At 62.3% G+C, this 16,177-nt stretch carries 17 protein-coding genes; 7 read left to right on the top strand and 10 right to left on the bottom strand.

Going from position 1 to position 16,177, the window contains the following annotated elements; all coding sequences use genetic code 11:
* Positions 1-261 precede the first annotated feature (261 nt).
* Positions 262-1,626: an FAD-dependent oxidoreductase gene (locus KAZ48_01780; GenBank protein ID MBP7971499.1), complete on the top strand. Its 1,365-nt coding sequence runs from the start codon at positions 262-264 to the stop codon at positions 1,624-1,626.
* Between the two features lie 34 nt (positions 1,627-1,660).
* Here KAZ48_01780 and KAZ48_01775 read toward each other — a convergent pair whose 3' ends face one another.
* A complete protein-coding gene (locus KAZ48_01775) occupies positions 1,661-3,130 on the bottom strand; it encodes an NAD(P)/FAD-dependent oxidoreductase (GenBank protein MBP7971498.1) in 1,470 nt (489 codons plus the stop codon).
* A gap of 140 nt (positions 3,131-3,270) precedes the next feature.
* Between KAZ48_01775 and KAZ48_01770 the strand changes: the two genes are divergently transcribed.
* Together KAZ48_01770 and KAZ48_01765 are read left to right on the top strand one after the other, a co-directional pair.
* Positions 3,271-4,122 carry an SDR family NAD(P)-dependent oxidoreductase gene (locus tag KAZ48_01770; protein MBP7971497.1) on the top strand — a complete coding sequence of 284 codons (852 nt, stop codon included), beginning with the start codon at positions 3,271-3,273 and terminating at the stop codon, positions 4,120-4,122.
* Positions 4,123-4,176: 54 nt separating this feature from the next.
* Complete coding sequence (locus KAZ48_01765; protein MBP7971496.1) at positions 4,177-4,407, top strand: hypothetical protein; 231 nt, start codon at positions 4,177-4,179, stop codon at positions 4,405-4,407.
* A 31-nt stretch (positions 4,408-4,438) separates the two neighbouring features.
* On the opposite strand, the gene KAZ48_01760 is transcribed toward KAZ48_01765, so the two are convergent.
* Positions 4,439-5,545 (bottom strand): PQQ-dependent sugar dehydrogenase, encoded by a 1,107-nt coding sequence (locus KAZ48_01760; protein ID MBP7971495.1) that lies wholly within the window; start codon positions 5,543-5,545, stop codon positions 4,439-4,441.
* A 53-nt stretch (positions 5,546-5,598) separates the two neighbouring features.
* On the bottom strand, positions 5,599-7,068 hold the full coding sequence (locus KAZ48_01755) for a class II fumarate hydratase (protein ID MBP7971494.1): 1,470 nt from the start codon (positions 7,066-7,068) through the stop codon (positions 5,599-5,601).
* A 58-nt stretch (positions 7,069-7,126) separates the two neighbouring features.
* Here KAZ48_01755 and KAZ48_01750 point away from each other — a divergent pair, with 58 nt between their 5' ends.
* The 3 genes from KAZ48_01750 (at position 7,127) to KAZ48_01740 (ending at position 8,539) form a co-directional block, all read left to right on the top strand.
* The gene (locus KAZ48_01750; protein MBP7971493.1) at positions 7,127-7,459 is read left to right on the top strand and encodes a winged helix-turn-helix transcriptional regulator; all 333 of its coding nucleotides are present in this window, start codon (positions 7,127-7,129) and stop codon (positions 7,457-7,459) included.
* 60 nt (positions 7,460-7,519) lie between these two features.
* The gene (locus KAZ48_01745) at positions 7,520-8,005 is read left to right on the top strand and encodes an SRPBCC domain-containing protein (protein ID MBP7971492.1); all 486 of its coding nucleotides are present in this window, start codon (positions 7,520-7,522) and stop codon (positions 8,003-8,005) included.
* A 72-nt stretch (positions 8,006-8,077) separates the two neighbouring features.
* Positions 8,078-8,539: a PaaI family thioesterase gene (locus KAZ48_01740; GenBank protein MBP7971491.1), complete on the top strand. Its 462-nt coding sequence runs from the start codon at positions 8,078-8,080 to the stop codon at positions 8,537-8,539.
* Positions 8,540-8,551: 12 nt separating this feature from the next.
* Here KAZ48_01740 and KAZ48_01735 read toward each other — a convergent pair whose 3' ends face one another.
* The 5 genes from KAZ48_01735 to KAZ48_01715 all read right to left on the bottom strand — a co-directional run bounded on the left by KAZ48_01735 (position 8,552) and on the right by KAZ48_01715 (position 13,462).
* A complete protein-coding gene (locus KAZ48_01735) occupies positions 8,552-11,356 on the bottom strand; it encodes a cellulase family glycosylhydrolase (protein ID MBP7971490.1) in 2,805 nt (934 codons plus the stop codon).
* Between the two features lie 115 nt (positions 11,357-11,471).
* Complete coding sequence (locus KAZ48_01730; GenBank protein ID MBP7971489.1) at positions 11,472-11,702, bottom strand: hypothetical protein; 231 nt, start codon at positions 11,700-11,702, stop codon at positions 11,472-11,474.
* A gap of 79 nt (positions 11,703-11,781) precedes the next feature.
* A complete protein-coding gene (locus KAZ48_01725) occupies positions 11,782-12,252 on the bottom strand; it encodes a VOC family protein (GenBank protein MBP7971488.1) in 471 nt (156 codons plus the stop codon).
* A gap of 13 nt (positions 12,253-12,265) precedes the next feature.
* Complete coding sequence (locus tag KAZ48_01720; protein MBP7971487.1) at positions 12,266-13,018, bottom strand: TetR/AcrR family transcriptional regulator; 753 nt, start codon at positions 13,016-13,018, stop codon at positions 12,266-12,268.
* Positions 13,019-13,174: 156 nt separating this feature from the next.
* Entirely contained in the window at positions 13,175-13,462 is a 288-nt protein-coding gene (locus KAZ48_01715; GenBank protein ID MBP7971486.1) for a hypothetical protein, read from the bottom strand.
* Between the two features lie 194 nt (positions 13,463-13,656).
* On the opposite strand from KAZ48_01715, the gene KAZ48_01710 reads away from it, so the two are divergent.
* Positions 13,657-14,124, top strand: a complete 468-nt coding sequence (locus KAZ48_01710; protein MBP7971485.1) for an SRPBCC family protein — start codon at positions 13,657-13,659, stop codon at positions 14,122-14,124.
* Positions 14,125-14,161: 37 nt separating this feature from the next.
* Here KAZ48_01710 and KAZ48_01705 read toward each other — a convergent pair whose 3' ends face one another.
* Both KAZ48_01705 and KAZ48_01700 read right to left on the bottom strand, forming a co-directional pair.
* Complete coding sequence (locus tag KAZ48_01705) at positions 14,162-14,962, bottom strand: ABC transporter permease (protein MBP7971484.1); 801 nt, start codon at positions 14,960-14,962, stop codon at positions 14,162-14,164.
* On the bottom strand, positions 14,959-15,948 hold the full coding sequence (locus tag KAZ48_01700) for an ATP-binding cassette domain-containing protein (protein ID MBP7971483.1): 990 nt from the start codon (positions 15,946-15,948) through the stop codon (positions 14,959-14,961). The genes KAZ48_01705 and KAZ48_01700 overlap by 4 nt, the downstream gene beginning before the upstream one ends.
* Between the last annotated feature and the right edge of the window lie 229 nt (positions 15,949-16,177).

Here is a 16,177-nt window from a genome sequence, read left to right as displayed (position 1 = left end):
AGATCACCAGCGAAGACTCCGCGTGACGTCCGACGGCACAGGATCAGCGCCGCCCGTCCATTCGGTATCTCGTTGCGGGCAGCGGTGTCAGGCCAGTAAGTCCCGATCTGCACAAGCTATGGGCGGCCCGGGCGTGACCGGAGCTTTCCGCGATCCGATGGCTCTGGTCGGTACCAGCATTCGGGGGCGCCGGGCTGTGGAGTGTGTAAGAGTGAGCCGGATGGGGTTTGCGGAAGCCATATTTCGGAATGCGAAATGAACATGGATCGGCGAAGTCTGCTGCGGGCCGGCGTCTTGGGTGCCGCAGCGCTTGGGATTGCTGCGTGCGACTCACAACGCTCAGTGGGTAAGCCGACCGGCTCGACACCTCCCACCCAGCGCGTTCCAACTGCGTCCCTTGTTACTCGATGGGATCGGGATCCTTGGGCTCGTGGGTCGTACTCGGCACTGCCGGTCGGCGCTTCAGCGAGCGTTCGGCAGGTGCTTCAACGAGCCGTTGTCGGTGACCGGATCGTCCTGGCGGGCGAGTACACGTCAACCACACATCCAGCGACCGTGCACGGTGCCTACAGCTCAGGGATGGCCGCCGCCGAGCGCCTACTCGACCGGGGGTCCCGCCCACGCAGTGTCGTCGTGATCGGCGCCGGGCTGGCCGGGCTGGCCGCAGCAAACCAAGTCGCCGCGGCCGGCATCACCGTGACGGTCCTAGAGGCGCGCGACCGGGTGGGTGGCCGCGTTCACACCGACTCTTCGTTGGGGTTCCCGACCGAGATGGGCGCTGCCTGGATCCACGGAATCCGCGGTAACCCGATGGTCGAGTTGGTCAGGAAGGCCGGGCTGACACTGCGACCGACTGACTACGAAGACGCGGCAATCGGCGACGTGCGAACCGGGCGGTCGGTCCCGGCAGCATGGAAGGCGGCACAGCAACTGTCCGAATTGGTCGCCGCGATCGGCGACGGTGGACGACCAGCTGCAACCGAGTCGGTAGCGGCCGCCTTGCGGGCTCGCGGATGGTCGAGCACCGGGCCGGATGCCCGGTTCGCCGAAGCCACCGAACTCACGCAGGAGTACGGACTGGATGTGGATCGACTGGGAGCCCAGGCGCTGTGGGAGGGGGACTATCAGCGTGGCGGTGACGCGATGGTCGCCGGGGGATTCGATCGCGTTCCCCGGATGCTGGCCGAGGGCGTGGATGTCCAGTTCAATCGACCTGCCGATCGGGTGAGCGTGACTGCAAACGGCGTCGAAGTATCCGGCGGCGGCCAGACCGCCAACTACGAGGCAGCGGTCATAGCCGTGCCGTTGGCTCTCATTCAGGCGAACTCACCAGCAGCGGAATTGCCCGCACCGGTGAGGTCGGCGATCGATCAACTGGCAACCGGGAACCTTGAGAAGGCGATCCTGAGATACGGCGAGCGCTGGTGGCCCGATCGCCAACTCCTGCAGGTTGTTGGTGCGCCGCAGGAACGGTGGTCGGAGTGGTACGACCTGTCCGGACTAACGGGGCAACCCGCGCTCGTTGGGTTCACCGGTGGTTCGGCGAACGCCAGCAGGCCCACCGACGATCAATCGTGTGCCGGGCAAGCGAGCGAGGTGCTGTCCGGCGCGTACCGATCTCGGTGAGTACGGCCCCACGACCAAGCGGCGTCGCTGAGGTTCAGGCCTTGACCGGAACCCGTTTCTTGCGACCAAAGCGCATGTTCCGATCCAGTTTGCCCAACCGCATGCTCGCGGTGTCCAAGAAATAGTTCTGCCGCAACAGCCACGGCGCTTTGGTTCCCTGCTTGGGCAGGAAGTCGATCGCTCGTCGCATGTAGCCGGAGCTGAGGTCCAGAATCGGACGTCTCGGCATCGCGGGGTCGTCGATGTGGGGGACGCCATAGTCGTAGTGGTGCTCGTCCAAATAGTTGAGGAACCGGCACACATAGCGGGACGAGAGGTCGGCACGCAGCGTCCACGAAGCATTCGTGTAACCCACACACCAGCCGAAGTTCGGTATGCCGCTGGACATCAAACCTCTGTACACAACTGCGTCACCGGGCGTCTGGAGAACTCCATCGACGGTGATTTCGATTTCGCCGGCCGCGACCATCTGCAGCCCGGTGGCGGTGACGACGATGTCCGCATCCAAGTGACCGCCGGACTCCAAATCGATCCCCGAGGGCGTGAGGGTCGCGATTCGGTCGGTGACCATTGACGCCTTGCCAGACTTGAGAACCTCAAAAAGATCACCATCGGGAACCATGCACAGCCGCTGGTCCCATGGGTTGTAATTCGGGTTGAAGTGCGGGTCCAGCGCGACCGCGTCCCCCACCTCCTTTCGCACGCCGGCTTTGAGCAGCTTCGTTGCCGTTTCCGGCGCCCTTCGGCATAACTGGTAGAAGGCGGTTGTCACTGTGACGTTTTTCCAGCGAACGATGCTGTGGGCGGTTCGCTCCGGTAGGTGCTCGCGCAGCTTGTCGGCAATAACGTCCTTGGCGGGAAGCGCAGTCACGTAGCTCGGCGAACGCTGGAGCATCGTGATGTGTTCGACCTTGTCCGCCATCGCCGGAACCAGCGTCACTGCAGTGGCACCACTTCCGATCACGACGACGCGCTTGCCCTGGTAATCGAGTTCGTCTGGCCACCGCTGCGGATGGATGACTTGTCCCTCGAACGACTCGATCCCCGGCAAGACCGGCGCGTAGCCGGCGTCGTAGCTGTAGTAGCCGCTGCACGCGTAGAGGAAGTTGCAGGTGAACGAGCGGACCTCCCCCAGCACCGTCGCGGTGACTGTCCAGATTGCCTCGTCGGTCGACCATGAGGCGCTGTCGACATGGTGGTCGTAGCGAATGTGCCGATCGATTCCGTGTTGCTCGGCAGTGTCGTGGATGTACTTGAGGATCGACGGCCCATCGGCAATTGACTTCGCTTCCGTCCACGGTTGGAACGGGTAGCCGAGGGTGTACATGTCGGAGTCAGACCTGATGCCGGGGTAGCGGAACAGGTCCCACGTCCCGCCCATCGCTGAGCGTCCTTCCAGGATCGCGTAGGACTTGTTCGGGCACTCGGTCTGTAGTCGATAACCCGCTCCGATCCCGGACAATCCCGCTCCGACAATCAGCACATCGACGTGTTCAGACGCCATCGCTCGCTCCCTTGTTTCGCCCCAGGGCTCACTACATCATGACCACCCGGTCAACGGCTTCAAGGATGCAGTCCTCGTGGCCTAGCATGACGACAGCGCCGTTACATCCACACGACCACAACCTACGAAGGTGGGGACTCATGAGCGAATTCGCTGGCCGCGTCGCGGTAGTGACCGGTGCCGGTTCGGGTATCGGTCGAGCACTCGCGCTCGGACTCGCGGAGCGGGGCGCTCGACTGGCCCTGTCCGACATCAACCTTGACGATGTCGCCGCAACAGCCCTACAAGTGCACGGTCGAGGGGTCGAGGTCTTCTACGAGAAGGTTGACGTTGCCAACCGCGAGGAAGTCCATGCGCATGCGGCGGCCGTGGGTGAGCGGTTCGGTGGTGTCAATCAGATCTACAACAATGCGGGCATCGCCTTCAGCCGACCGGTTCTGGAGAGCGAATACGCCGACTACGAGCGGGTCTTCAGCATCAACATCTGGGGTGTCATTCACGGCACCATGGCCTTCCTGCCGCACTTGATCGAGTCTGGTGAAGGTCACGTGATCAACGTGTCCAGCCTCAATGGCTTCATGGGGCAGCCGTTGATGACCCACTACTGCACCTCCAAGTTCGCCGTCCGCGGCTACACAGAGTCCCTGCGAATCGAGATGCTTGAGGCCGGACTACCAGTCCAGGTCACCTGCGTGCATCCCGGCGGTGTGAAGACAAATATCGCCACCAACACCATCAACTATGCAGTCGCCGAAGGGTACGAACTGTCCGAGGCCGAGATTGCCCGGAATGAGGCCTACAACGAGCGGTTCCTGAAGATGGATCCGAACGACGCCGCCGCGATCATCCTGGATGGTGTGCGCCGCAATAAGGCACGTGTCTTGGTTGGCAATGACGCGAGGATGATCGACGTGATGACGCGCCAGCTACCGGGCAGGTACCAGGACCTCGTGGCGGCCGCAGCGCGACGCATGGGTATCGGCTCCGAGTAGGACGAGGAGCAGGAACGGCCCGCCGCACATTGAACGCACAACGGTTGGAGCGACGTGCAGGAGTACGACCACGACGAGCGAACATCGGACGAACCGAGGCGAAGCATCGCGCAGATTATTGGGCTGCGCGGAACGATCTGGATCGTTGGCCTCCTGCTGGCGACGTTAGCTGGTGTCCTGATTCAGAAGTCGGTTTTCGACCAGGCCAAGAACGACACACCCACACCGTCCGCAACGCCAACCCCAACGGCCAGCGCGCCAACAGCCAAACCAACCGGATCCTGACGAAGCCTGGCAGCACGCCCAACTGCCGCCGCTAGGACAGCTTCAACTGCAGAATCTTGTCGTCGTCCGGAGCGGGATTGGCCCGACCATCGGTGTTACTCGTCGTCAGCCACAAGGAGCCGTCGGGGGCCAGGGTTGGCGTGCGCAGGCGGCCGTACTCCCCTACCAACAGTGGGTTCGGGCCAACAGGCGAAGGGCCTGCGATCCCTATCTGCCAGAGCCGCCTGCCGCGCAGGGCAGCCATGTAGGCCCAGTCCCCAACGATCGCCAAGCCACTCGGGGAGGCCTCGGAGGTTGGCCATTGGACGTAGGGGTCAGCGTATTTCGGGTCGTTGGCGATGCCCTCGTGTATAGGCCAGCCGAAGTTGGCGCCCTTGGTTACCAGATTCAGTTCGTCATGCAGGTTCTGACCGAACTCGCTGTTCCACAGTCGGCCCTTGGAGTCGAACGCGAGCCCCTGCACATTGCGGTGCCCCAACGACCACACCGGTGAGTTATCGAACGGATTGCCAGGCGCTGGCCTGCCGGCGGTCGTAATCCGCAGAATCTTGCCACCCAGGTTGTTGACGTCTTGAGCGCGATCGGACTGCCCTGCGTCGCCTGTTCCTGCGTACAGATACCCGTCGGGACCGAAGGCGATTCGGCCGCCGTTGTGGATCTGTGCAGCCGGAATTCCCGTGAGAATCGGCGAGGGTGACCCCAGCTTCTTGCCATCCCACGTCATCGTCGCGATGCGGTTGTCGCTAGGCGTCGTGTAGTACACAAACGCCTCCTTGGGGTCCTTGCCGGGCTCCATCGCGATCCCGAGCAATCCGCCCTCGCCACCCTCGTTGACGCTTTGAACCTGACCCACCGGCGTCACGCTCGCTAACCCACCAGCTTTGGGGGCCACCAGATTGATGATGCCGTCGTCGCGGTCGGTGACAAGGGCCGATCCGTCCGGCAGGAATGCAACTCCCCAGGGCGTCTTCAGCCCACTGGCAATGGCAACCGTGGACGTGATCGTCGGTGCAGGTGCGCTTGGGGTAACCGACGCTGGCGATGCGGTATCCGGAGCTTCCGGTGCGGCGGAGTCACTGCAGCCGGACGCAACCAAAATGACACCCGCGAACAGACCGACAACTGCAACGGCTTTCATCGCTCGCCCCACCTCCGAACGCAACCCTAGTTGAGTCCGCGAGCGGCTTGCGATCAAACCAAGTCCGCCGAGCCGGGCCGAGTCATAGCAATGGGCTGGACCACCTGATCGAACAACTCCGCAGCCACCCCGTTGTCGATGGCGGCTTCTCGCAGGGTCACATCACGACTGACAGCGTCATGGGCGATCGCCGACGCCAACCCGTATCCGATGACCGGTGCCAGTGCGGTCACGAGCATCGCCGAATTCGCAACATCTTCCTGCAACTGAGCCTCGTTGAGTTCGGCTCCCTCGATCATGAATTCGCGGAAGTGGTTGCAGGCGTCCGCGAGCAACGATGCCGACTGCAGATAGTTGGCGATCACGACGGGCCGGAAGACATTGAGCTCAAAGTTGCCCTCGGCACCACCCATCGAGACAGCGCTGTCAGCCGCTATGACCTGTACGCAGACCATCAGAAGCGCCTCAGCTTGAGTCGGATTCACTTTGCCCGGCATGATCGATGAGCCTGGTTCATTGGCGGGGAACCTCAGCTCCTGCAGACCCGCACGTGGACCAGAGCCAAGCCAGCGCATGTCATTGGCGATCTTGAAGAGGGTGACCGCGACCGACTTCAACCCCGCATGCGCACGCACCATTCGGTCAAGGGTCCCTTGGGCTGCGAACTTGTTGTCCGCACTCGCGAAATCAAAGCCGGTCAGCTCCTGGAGCACCTTCGCGACATCGTCGCCGAAGCCCGGCGGCGCGTTGAGCCCAGTACCGACGGCTGTCCCACCAATGGCCAGTTGCAACAGCCCCTCGCTGGCGTGCTCGAGGTTGGCGATGCTGTCATCGAGGGCCGCCACGTACCCGGACCACTCCTGGCCAACCGTCAGCGGGGTCGCATCCTGCAAGTGCGTCCGACCGATCTTGACAACGTCTGCCCATAGCGTCGACTTCTCCGCCATCGCATCGCGGAGTCTGCCGAGCGCTGGCAGCGTTTGCTCGGTCACCAACTGGTACGCGCAGATATGCATCGCCGTGGGAAACGCGTCGTTGGAGGACTGACCCATGTTCACGTCATCGTTCGGCTGGATCGGACTCTGGGAGCCCAGGCTCCCACCAACGAGCTGGATGCACCGGTTGGAGATGACCTCGTTGACGTTCATATTCGTTTGGGTGCCGGAGCCGGACTGCCAGATGTGAAGTGGAAACTCCTGCTCGAACGAACCGTCAATGACCTCATCACATGCTCGCCCGATGAGCTCGCCCTTCCACGCCGGCAGTCGGCCCGCCCGCACGTTGACGATGGCGGCGGCCTTCTTCACCTGGCTGAGCGCTCGGCAGACCTCCAACGGCATTCTGTCCCGGCCGATGTCGAAGTGCTCGAGTGCTCGTTGCGTCTGAGCACCCCAGTAGCGGTCGGCCGGGACGACCACCTCGCCATGGCTGTCGAACTCAACCCGCTCGCCGGCCATCGGCAGGCCAATAGGAATATCGAGGATTGTCGGATGTTCCCCATTCGAAGGTTCCACCCAACCCATGTTCCTCATTCCAGGCCCAAAGTGCCAGTCCGACGGCACCCTGGTAACGTACAACCCAATGGTTGTATATGAGTTAACCGATGACGCGACCGACCGCATCTTCCAGGCGATGGCCGATGCGACCCGGCGAGACATCGTCGCGCGCGTCATGAACGCTGAATATTCGGTCTCACGCCTTGCCGAGCACTATGCAATGAGCTTCGCGGCTGTACAGAAACACGTTGCGGTCCTTGAGCGTGCAGCACTAGTGAACAAGCGCCGACGGGGACGGGAGCAGCTCGTGACCGGCAATGCCGAGACCCTCAACCGCGCCACGCGCCTGCTTGAGTCCTACGAACAAATCTGGATCGATCGAACGCGCGCGATTGCCGAACTGCTCGCAACCCAATGACCAGGCCGGAACCCCAACCGCGAGATGGATGGCTCGCACCCAACGAGAGGAAAACCAATCATGACCGTCATCAGCACCGAGAAGAACGCGAACGACCTCACCCTCACCGTCGTCGCGCAGTTCGACGCCACCCCAGAGCGAGTCTGGCAAATCTGGGCAGACCCGCGCCAACTTGAGCGCTGGTGGGGACCGCCCACATGGCCCGCAACCTTCACTCGTCACGAGTTCGAGCTCGGTGGCCAAGTGCGTTACTTCATGACCGGACCCGAGGGAGACAAAGCACACGGGTGGTGGGCGATCACCGCGATCGATGCCCCGCAGCGCCTTGAACTCGACGACGGATTCGCTGACGCGAACGGCGAACCCCTCGACCTGGCCGACGTGATGCACATGACCATGACGCTGCAGCCCGGTGACGACGGAACCCGCATGACCCTGGTGACCACATTCAGGGACGTTGACCAGCTGGAGAAGATGACTGCGATGGGTATGGAAGAGGGTATTCGCGAAGCGATGGGACAGGTTGACAAGATCCTCGCGGCCTAGTTTGCTGCGGGCCTGTCACTGAGAACTGGCAGGGTCGTGGTTGCCCGCAATGCTGTGCGTAGGCTGGAATACATGAACGGGCCGACTGCTGGGCAGAGCATTCAAGAGCGATACATGCCGGACATGACGTGCTTCGGTTGCGGTCCGGCCAATCTCAAAGGGCTGCGCTTGCGCAGCTTCGCCAGCGAGGCCGGAACGGTAGCGCAGTTCAGGCCCTGGCCCGAGCACGACAACGGCTTGGGTTACCTCAACGGCGGGATCATCTGCACGGTCATGGATTGTCACAGCGCCACTCCGATGCTGCTGGAGGCGGAGCGCCTCGGACTCTTGGGACCAGCGGGTCTACTGCCGTATGTGACCGCTGGGCTCGAGGTTCGCTACCTGCGGCCAACCCCCCTCGCCGAAACCCTGCACCTGCACGCCGAGACGGTCGACATCAATGATGACGCCGTTACGGTTCAGGTCGAGCTCACGTTCGACGGGAAGACTCGCGCAGCGGCAACGGCTTTGTGGAAACGCTGGCGCCCGCGCTGATCAACCGTCGACTCAGGTCGCCTTCACCGAGGCAGCGCTCGGTTCGCCCTTGCCGGAAGCGCAGAACCCGAACACGGCCACAGTCGCCCCCGGGTCTATCTTGGCGCCCCAGCCAGACGGCACCACGGTAACCGTGCGTCCCTTCGCCGTTGCCGTTCCACTCCAGGTACTCGTGAGTTTGGAGCCCTTCGGAAGCTTGAAGGTCAGCCGCCAGTTGTCAGCAGCTCGTGATCCGCGGTTGGTGATGCGCGTACTGCGGCAGTAACCATTGCTCCAGGTTGAATCCTTCACGAACGCCACCGTCAGTGGCCCAACAGTCCCAGTGGGAGTTGGTGTTGGCGTTGCCGTAGGCGTTGGAGTGGCCGTGGGAGTGGCCGTGGGAGTCAGCGTGACACTCGGGCTCGGCGAAGTAGGCGTTGCCGAGGGACCTGAGCCGCCAAAGTCGATCGCCTGTCGATCGGTCAATGCACTCAGCAGCGCCATCTTGGCTGGATTGACCGTCGACCAGTCATCGGTGAGCACCCCACCGGTGTCGCCGGAATTCGGATTCCAGGACCAGTAGGTCCAGCTCATGCCATTGGTCGACAGATAGTTGGCAAACTGCCGGATCCAACGACCCTCGACAGTGTCGACTCCGACGTTCTTGGCGCCAAACTCGCCGACCAGAATCGGGGCAATGTTCTGCTGATGGATGTAGCCGAAGCCCTTAGTCCAGCGGTCGGCAAGAACTGCCGACATGTTCGGATCAGTGAACCAGGGTTGGGCATAGACACCAGGGCCGTACTCGTGGGGTGAATACACCAGCCGGTTTGCGACGTTGAGGCGAACTGGGTTGTTGCGAACCCCTTCGAGGTTCCCGCCCCACCAATGGCGATCAAGTTGCTGACCGCCGGCGACCTGGCCTTCGATTCCCTCCACCATGACCAGCAGGTTGGGATTGGCGCTCAGCACCGCGTTGCCGGCCCGTTCGGCGGCGAGCCGCCAGTCGGTGGCGGCACCCGTTCCCCAGGTCGCCGCGCCATGTGGCTCGTTCTTGAGATCCATCGCCACCACGTTCGGCTTGTTCGCGTAGCGAGTGGCGAGAGCGCGCCACTGGGTGACCCACTGGGAATCGGTGTAGCCGTCGCCGTACCAAAGATCCTGCTGGAAGCCGTCGTCTTTCTGCGAATGGTTATCCAGGATGATCATCAGCCCATCCTTGGCGGCTTCAGCAACGATGATGTCCATCACCTGTTGCGGAGTCTTGCCCTGCAGTTCGGCGTTCTTGCCACCACCGAAGGAGATGCTGGTCGTCGTCGCCGAGTCCAATGCCTGCAGCGAAAACGGCATGCGAATCGTGTTGAAGCCCTGCGCTTTGATCTGGGCAAGCATGTCCTTGTAGTCGCGGGACCACAGGCCGTGCGGAACGTGATTGTTCGTCTCGAACCCGAACCAGTTGACTCCAGCGAGGACGACTTCTTTGCCATTCGCGTCCACGATCTTGTTGCCACTTGTTGCCAGAGGCAGCGCGACGCTGCCAGCGGCAGTCGGGCTCGCAGAGGGACTCGCCGTCGCGGTCGGTGTCGCGGTCGGTGTCGCAGTTGCCGTGGCAGTTGCCGTGGCAGTTGGCGTCGCGGTTGGTGTGGCAGTTGGCGTCGCGGTTGGTGTGGCGCTCGACGGTGGTGCCGAGGGCTGCGTCGGAATGGTCGAGCCGTCCTGGCCAGTGACCAGGTCGCGCCAAGTGAGCATCGGTCCGAATGGCCCGCTGGCCGATCCGTCCATGCAGAAACCTGAGTCACGGTAGTACTGGCCGGGGTCGGCAGCGGCCCAGTCGGGGGCGGTCAGAGTGACGACGTTTCCATTCGTCGTCGAGGTTCCGTTCCAGGTTGATCGCAGCGTCGAGCCCACTGGCATCTCGAAGGCGATCGTGAGGGGGCGAACGCGATGCTCGCTCGCGTTGTGGACCGCGATCTTGCCGCACCATCCTGTGGCCCACGACGAATCTTCCTCGACATGGGCCATCACGGCGGCACCCATTCCCGGCATCGTGGGCGAGCCACTCGGCATTGCCGTTGTGGTTCCGGACGGACTGGGCGTCGCGGTCGTCGGCGATGGCGTCGCGGTCCCGGACGAGGACGGACTCGGGGTGGGCGTTCCGGAGGCACCAAGTGTCACATCACTGCAAGAGAAGAACGCTTCCTTGCTGTCGCTGCGCTGCCAAATCGTGTACATCACATGCTGTCCGGTACGCGCGGGCAAAGCCATCCGGTAGTGGGTTGTCGGCGCCGCCGCCATCGGCCCGGTCTCGTTTACCAACTCGAGATCGCTCCACTTGAGTGCCTTACTCGGATCAAATCCTTGCTTGGTCAAGTAGGTCCGGTAGTACTTCGCCGGGTGTGGTGCATTATTTGTCCAGGAGACGGTGTACTTGCCATCAGCATCTGGGCGGAACTCGGTGGTCGGCCACTGCGAGCTCGGCGTATCGACCACGGCGAATGCGGGATTGCCACCGCTGCAGAGTTTGCCGTCGGGAATTGTTGCCTCGGAATTCGAGTCAGCTGCGAAGTCGTTGTCGGACATCCAGTCGTACATCGGGTAGCTGTTGGGCTCGTCCCACAGCTTCTGACACATCGGGTTGTCACTGGGCTGCCCCCAGCTCGCCGGGTGCAGGAAAAAGCACGAATAGAGCCTGGAGGCAGGGGTGTCCACGCTCCCGTGCGCCGAGGCGGGAGCAGCTACCGCACCGACGAGGAACGCAGCCGGGAGAGTCACAGCCAGCAGCGCGACCAGCCAACGGAATAGCTTGCGGGGCTCACGTTTGGGTAAAGCTGAAGACATGTGGGAGCCCAGTTTCATTAGGGATGACCGGCGCGGACACGCGAAGCTAGCACGCAATCTGGGTTGATCCTTTGATCATCTCCGGCGTTCACCCAGACGGGTTTCGCCATTTGACTCAGCCGATTCGGTCCGATTTCAGGTATCGGGTCACCCCGAAAACGACACCAAGCGACAGCACCCAGATCACGATGAAGACCCCGACGAGCGAGGGTGGCAACACACCGAACGCCGACAGGAGTACCGCCGGTGTCATCACCAAAGCGAGAACCGCAGCCGCCAACGCGACGATGGTCAACGGTCGGCGCAAAGGACCACGGGTGGGTTCAGTCAGTCTGTCGTTGCTCATGTCCACACCACCGCTTCCAATCCTGTCGTCACCCGATCGTTGGTATCTGCAAGAGTGCAGGAAGCGCCACCGATCGACATCAGAGGCGCAGGGGTCTCATCGGCGCTGCTACCAGCGCTGGGTCGTTTCGCCAATCAACCCCAGGTACATCGATGTAGAGCTCGATCTCATTACCGTCCGGGTCGGCGATGTAGAGGCTGTGGGTGACCGTGTGGTCTGTCGCTCCGAGTATCGGTACGTCGTTAGCCTGCAGATGGGCGAGAGCCTCGCGAAGCTCGTCGTCGCTGTCGCCGACCTTAAGGCCGAAGTGATACAGCCCGACACGTCTGCCAACTGGGATCTCCGCTGCGTCCTCTCCGACCTCTATGAGCAAGAGCTCGTGGTGGGTTCGGTTCGAGGGAGCGCTAAACGCCGCCGCAGAGAATGGCAAGGGCGCCTCGTCATCTCCGCCGAAAATGGGCCGCCACCCGAGCACGTCGCGATAGAAGTGAACCGACCGCTTCAGCTCCCGGACATAGAGGACTATGTGCCCGAGTTCTTTGATTTCCATGGTTCCTCCGTGGCTAGGTAATTAAGGCGCGCTGACTCCAGAAGCCGTCCAGCATTGCCTGCAGACCAACCTCGAACTGCATCTTCGCCCAGTCCCCGTCGACTGCGTTGCGAATTCCGGCGACTTGGGCCGAGACGAGGGCATCGTCGTCCACCTCGACGGCGAGTTGCTCGTAGTAGGCGAGCAGTTCCTCGCGGGAGAGGTCGTGCAGGCGTCGCTGACCGAGTTCGTATAGGACGAACCCGAGCGTGTAGGCGGTTAGTCCGGCAGACACCAAACCGACCTGCTCGTTGGCGAATCCAGCGGACTTCATCAAATACGTGGCCATGGCCAAATCATCGGCTGCCGTCGCTTTGGACAGCGGCCGGGAGACAACCGTCAGGGCAAGATTCGGATGCTCCAAGAGCAACGCCCGGCTCTTGCGCGCCACCTCAGCGAGTATCTCTCGTGGCTCGGTAATCCCCTCCAGGTCAATGGCTCGGATCCGTTGAGCTTCGCGATCAGCCAACGCTTCCAAGAGGTCATCCTTCGTCTCGAAATGTCGGTAGGCGCGCATGGGGCCGGTGTCCATGAACTGAGCCAGGCGCCTCATCGAGAGGGACTCCATCCCTTCCGAATCAATGATCGTCAACGCAGCATCGAGCACTTCCTCGCGCGTCACGGAGTTGCGGGCTCGGCGATCGGTCTGCCCTGATGAGCGTGGGACGTGGGTCGCTTCAGACCGTCTCGACTGTGCGGCACTGCCGCGACCCTTCACCGTGCTCACGCGTTCAACCCCCTGGGATACGGCAGTGAAGTCACGGAATAGCGGGTTCGGTCGGTTGGAAACCGCCTCGGTGCGCAACGAGTGATCTGGCACATGCCAGACAGCGTCTCACGCGACCGGCGGCGAAGCCTGACCGCAGGATGGACCCGAGGTCCGCTAGCCGAACCATCCGAACTCGTCGCCTACGAAGACCTCGCTGGGCGTCACGAACGACCAGCGGCCGAGGCCGCGGCAGAGTGTTTCGAGCTCCCGTCGAAGCTGGGCGCGCACGTGGTCGACGGTGGGAAACTCGGCGCTGTCGTCGGCAGCCCAGACAGCCAAGCGACGCTGCAGTTCCGCGTACACTTCCTGTTCCACGAACGTATCCGCTCGAGCGACCACATCCGCGCGCGCCTGGGCCTCGCGCACTTCGCCAAGGCCACCCTCACCAGGGTTGTCTGACATTGCCCCTCCAAAGTCCCCGGCAGGCCTACCCAATTTTGGGCAGAGTTCACCTGCGCAGGGCACTTTTGGGAAGGTGTTACAGAGGTTGCACGGGTTCATTAACCGCCTTCGGCGCGATTTCATTCCCATGGGATCTGCGCTGGATCGGCGCTAGTCTGGCGAGCATTCACCGTCTGACTGGCAGGGGCAAGCTGATGACTGACTACATGGTTATTGAACGCCGACGCACCATCGCCGCACCCGTCTCGAGGATCACCCCACTGATCATTGATTTTCATGGCTGGAGCGACTGGTCACCCTGGGAGGGAATCGACCCGGACATGCAGCGGGAGTACACCGGTCCGGAGTCCGGGGTCGGCACCCACTATGAGTGGTCGGGGAACAAGAAAGCCGGTGCCGGGAACATGGAGATCACCGCCGTGCGTCCAGACGCGATCGAGCTTGACCTGAACTTCACCCGACCCTTCAAGTCACAGGGCAAGACGAACTTCGAGTTCTCCGCTGATGGCGACGAGACCACCGTGACGTGGCAGGTACACAGCCCCAAGACGCTCATGACCCGTGTGGTCGGGATCTTCATGAACTTCGACAAGTCAGTCGGCGGCGACTTGGATCGAGGCCTGGACAAGCTCAAGGCCGAGGTTGAGGGCAAAAAGGCCTAACCCGCTCGGGACCACCTTCGGCGGTGCCCAACGGAAGCTACCGGCTGGTGTTGCGGTACTTCCGCACGGCCAGCGGAGCGAAGATCGCGATCAGCACGATCGACCACGCGATTGTGACCTCAATTGGGTGCTGGCTCGGAAATCCTGTCCCGATATTCGGATTCGGGTTACCGAAGAGTTCTCGGCAGGAGGCTGTCAATGTGCTGACCGGGTTCCACTCCGCGATCGGCTGCAGAATCGACGGCAAGGACGCCGGTGGGACGAAGACGTTGGACACGAATGTCAGTGGGAAGATCGTGACGAAGGTCAGTTGCTGGGCTGTCTCCGTATTTGGCACAGCCAGGCCGATCCACACTCCGATCCAGGCCATGACATAGGCGAATCCGAGCAGCAGCACCACGGCCAGCAGGAATTTAACCAGCCCGTCGTTGACCCGCCAACCGACGGCAAGTCCCGCAAGCATGAGGACGACCAGGATGCCCGCTTGGTAGATCACGTCGGAGATCGTGCGTCCGGTGAGTACCGCCGAGCGGGCCATGGGCAAGGACCGGAATCGGTCGATCAGGCCTTTGCCCATGTCATCGGCCATGCCGATGGCGGTTGTGGCAGAGGCGAAGGCAATCGTCTGGACGAAGATTCCTGGCATCAGGAACTCCTTGTAGTTGCCACCGTTTGGTAGTGGGATGGCACCGCCGAACACAAACGCGAACAACAACACAAACATGATGGATTGCAGGATCGCGAAGATCGCCAGTTCTGGGATTCGTGGAATCCGTTTGAGGTTGCGCCAGGTAATGACCAACGCATCGGAGACTGGACCGGACTCAAGCACACTCACGCGACGTCCCCATCCTCTGAAACAAGCTCTTCAGCCCGGTGGCCGGTTAGCTTCAGGAACACGTCATCCAGACTCGGTCGTCGCAACGCGATGTCCTCGACCTCAATCCCCTGGTCGTCCAGGATCCTGGCTGCTTCCAACAACCGTTTGGAGCCACCCCGGGTCGGCGAGACGATCTTCCGGGTTCGCTCATCGATTTCGACTACACCGGTACTGACTGTGCTGAGCACGGCTTTTGCGTCGGCGAGCCGTCCGGCGTCGTCGAGGATGACCTCGACGCGTTCGCCCCCGACCTGGTCCTTCAGCTCATCGGCGGTTCCTTCGGCGATGATTCGGCCGGTATCGACGACGGCGATTCGGTCAGCCAACTCGTCGGCCTCCTCGAGGTACTGGGTCGTCAGCATCAACGTCGTCCCTTCCCGAACAAGGCCCCTGATGACATCCCACATCGCCAAGCGACTGCGCGGATCCAACCCGGTCGTTGGCTCATCCAGGAACAGCACGTGCGGATTACCGATGAGCGCCCCCGCGAGGTCGAGTCGCCGCCGCATGCCGCCGGAATACGTCTTGATCGTCCGCCCCCCGGCGTCGGTGAGGTTGAACTGCTCTAGTAACTCGCCGACGCGCTTCTTGGTCTCGGCCCTGGGCAACTCGTAGAGCCGCCCGAACATGTAGAGGTTCTCCCAGCCGGTCAGGTTCTCGTCGACGGCGGCGTATTGGCCCGACAAACCAATCACTCGGCGAACGTCCTTCGACTGCTTGACCACGTCAAAACCAGAAACTGTCGCGTGACCACCGTCGGGACGCAGCAGCGTCGTGAGAATCCGGACCGCAGTCGTTTTCCCCGCTCCGTTTGGTCCGAGCAGGCCGAGCACTGTTCCCTCGGGAACAGTCAGACTCACGCCATCGAGGGCACGCACCTCCTGTGAGCCGCGTTTTGCCTTGTAGATCTTCACCAGATCCTCGGCCTCAATCGCACCAGTCATTGGCCGACCATAGCCGACCCTTACTTGGGTTGACGTCCGCGACTGCACCTGCTCGCCGACCTCGAACCGATGGCGACGGTACCGGGCCTGCTGGGATCTCCCTGCCGGGACGGGACTTGCCGGTGCACCTCTTGATCGCATTCTCACCAAAGAGCGCAACTGGGGCAGACGCTCGGTCTTCCGCGCTAGGAGCGCATCGTCATCATCGGTCAACCGTTGTGCTTCGACA

This window comes from Candidatus Nanopelagicales bacterium, from assembly GCA_018003655.1.
Lineage (GTDB): Bacteria > Actinomycetota > Actinomycetes > S36-B12 > UBA10799 > JAGNDY01.
This window is presented reverse-complemented; position numbering and strand designations above follow the sequence as displayed.

Bases quoted from the DNA above. Each gene is read 5' to 3' on its own strand.
- KAZ48_01780 (MBP7971499.1), top strand. From the start codon at position 262: ATGGATCGGCGAAGTCTGCTGCGGGCCGGCGTCTTGGGTGCCGCAGCG.
- KAZ48_01735 (MBP7971490.1), bottom strand. From the start codon at position 11,356: ATGTCTTCAGCTTTACCCAAACGTGAGCCCCGCAAGCTATTCCGTTGG.
- KAZ48_01755 (MBP7971494.1), bottom strand. From the start codon at position 7,068: ATGGGTTGGGTGGAACCTTCGAATGGGGAACATCCGACAATCCTCGAT.
- KAZ48_01745 (MBP7971492.1), top strand. From the start codon at position 7,520: ATGACCGTCATCAGCACCGAGAAGAACGCGAACGACCTCACCCTCACC.
- KAZ48_01710 (MBP7971485.1), top strand. From the start codon at position 13,657: ATGACTGACTACATGGTTATTGAACGCCGACGCACCATCGCCGCACCC.
- KAZ48_01750 (MBP7971493.1), top strand. From the start codon at position 7,127: ATGGTTGTATATGAGTTAACCGATGACGCGACCGACCGCATCTTCCAG.
- KAZ48_01730 (MBP7971489.1), bottom strand. From the start codon at position 11,702: ATGAGCAACGACAGACTGACTGAACCCACCCGTGGTCCTTTGCGCCGA.
- KAZ48_01775 (MBP7971498.1), bottom strand. From the start codon at position 3,130: ATGGCGTCTGAACACGTCGATGTGCTGATTGTCGGAGCGGGATTGTCC.
- KAZ48_01760 (MBP7971495.1), bottom strand. From the start codon at position 5,545: ATGAAAGCCGTTGCAGTTGTCGGTCTGTTCGCGGGTGTCATTTTGGTT.
- KAZ48_01770 (MBP7971497.1), top strand. From the start codon at position 3,271: ATGAGCGAATTCGCTGGCCGCGTCGCGGTAGTGACCGGTGCCGGTTCG.
- KAZ48_01725 (MBP7971488.1), bottom strand. From the start codon at position 12,252: ATGGAAATCAAAGAACTCGGGCACATAGTCCTCTATGTCCGGGAGCTG.
- KAZ48_01740 (MBP7971491.1), top strand. From the start codon at position 8,078: ATGAACGGGCCGACTGCTGGGCAGAGCATTCAAGAGCGATACATGCCG.
- KAZ48_01700 (MBP7971483.1), bottom strand. From the start codon at position 15,948: ATGACTGGTGCGATTGAGGCCGAGGATCTGGTGAAGATCTACAAGGCA.
- KAZ48_01715 (MBP7971486.1), bottom strand. From the start codon at position 13,462: ATGTCAGACAACCCTGGTGAGGGTGGCCTTGGCGAAGTGCGCGAGGCC.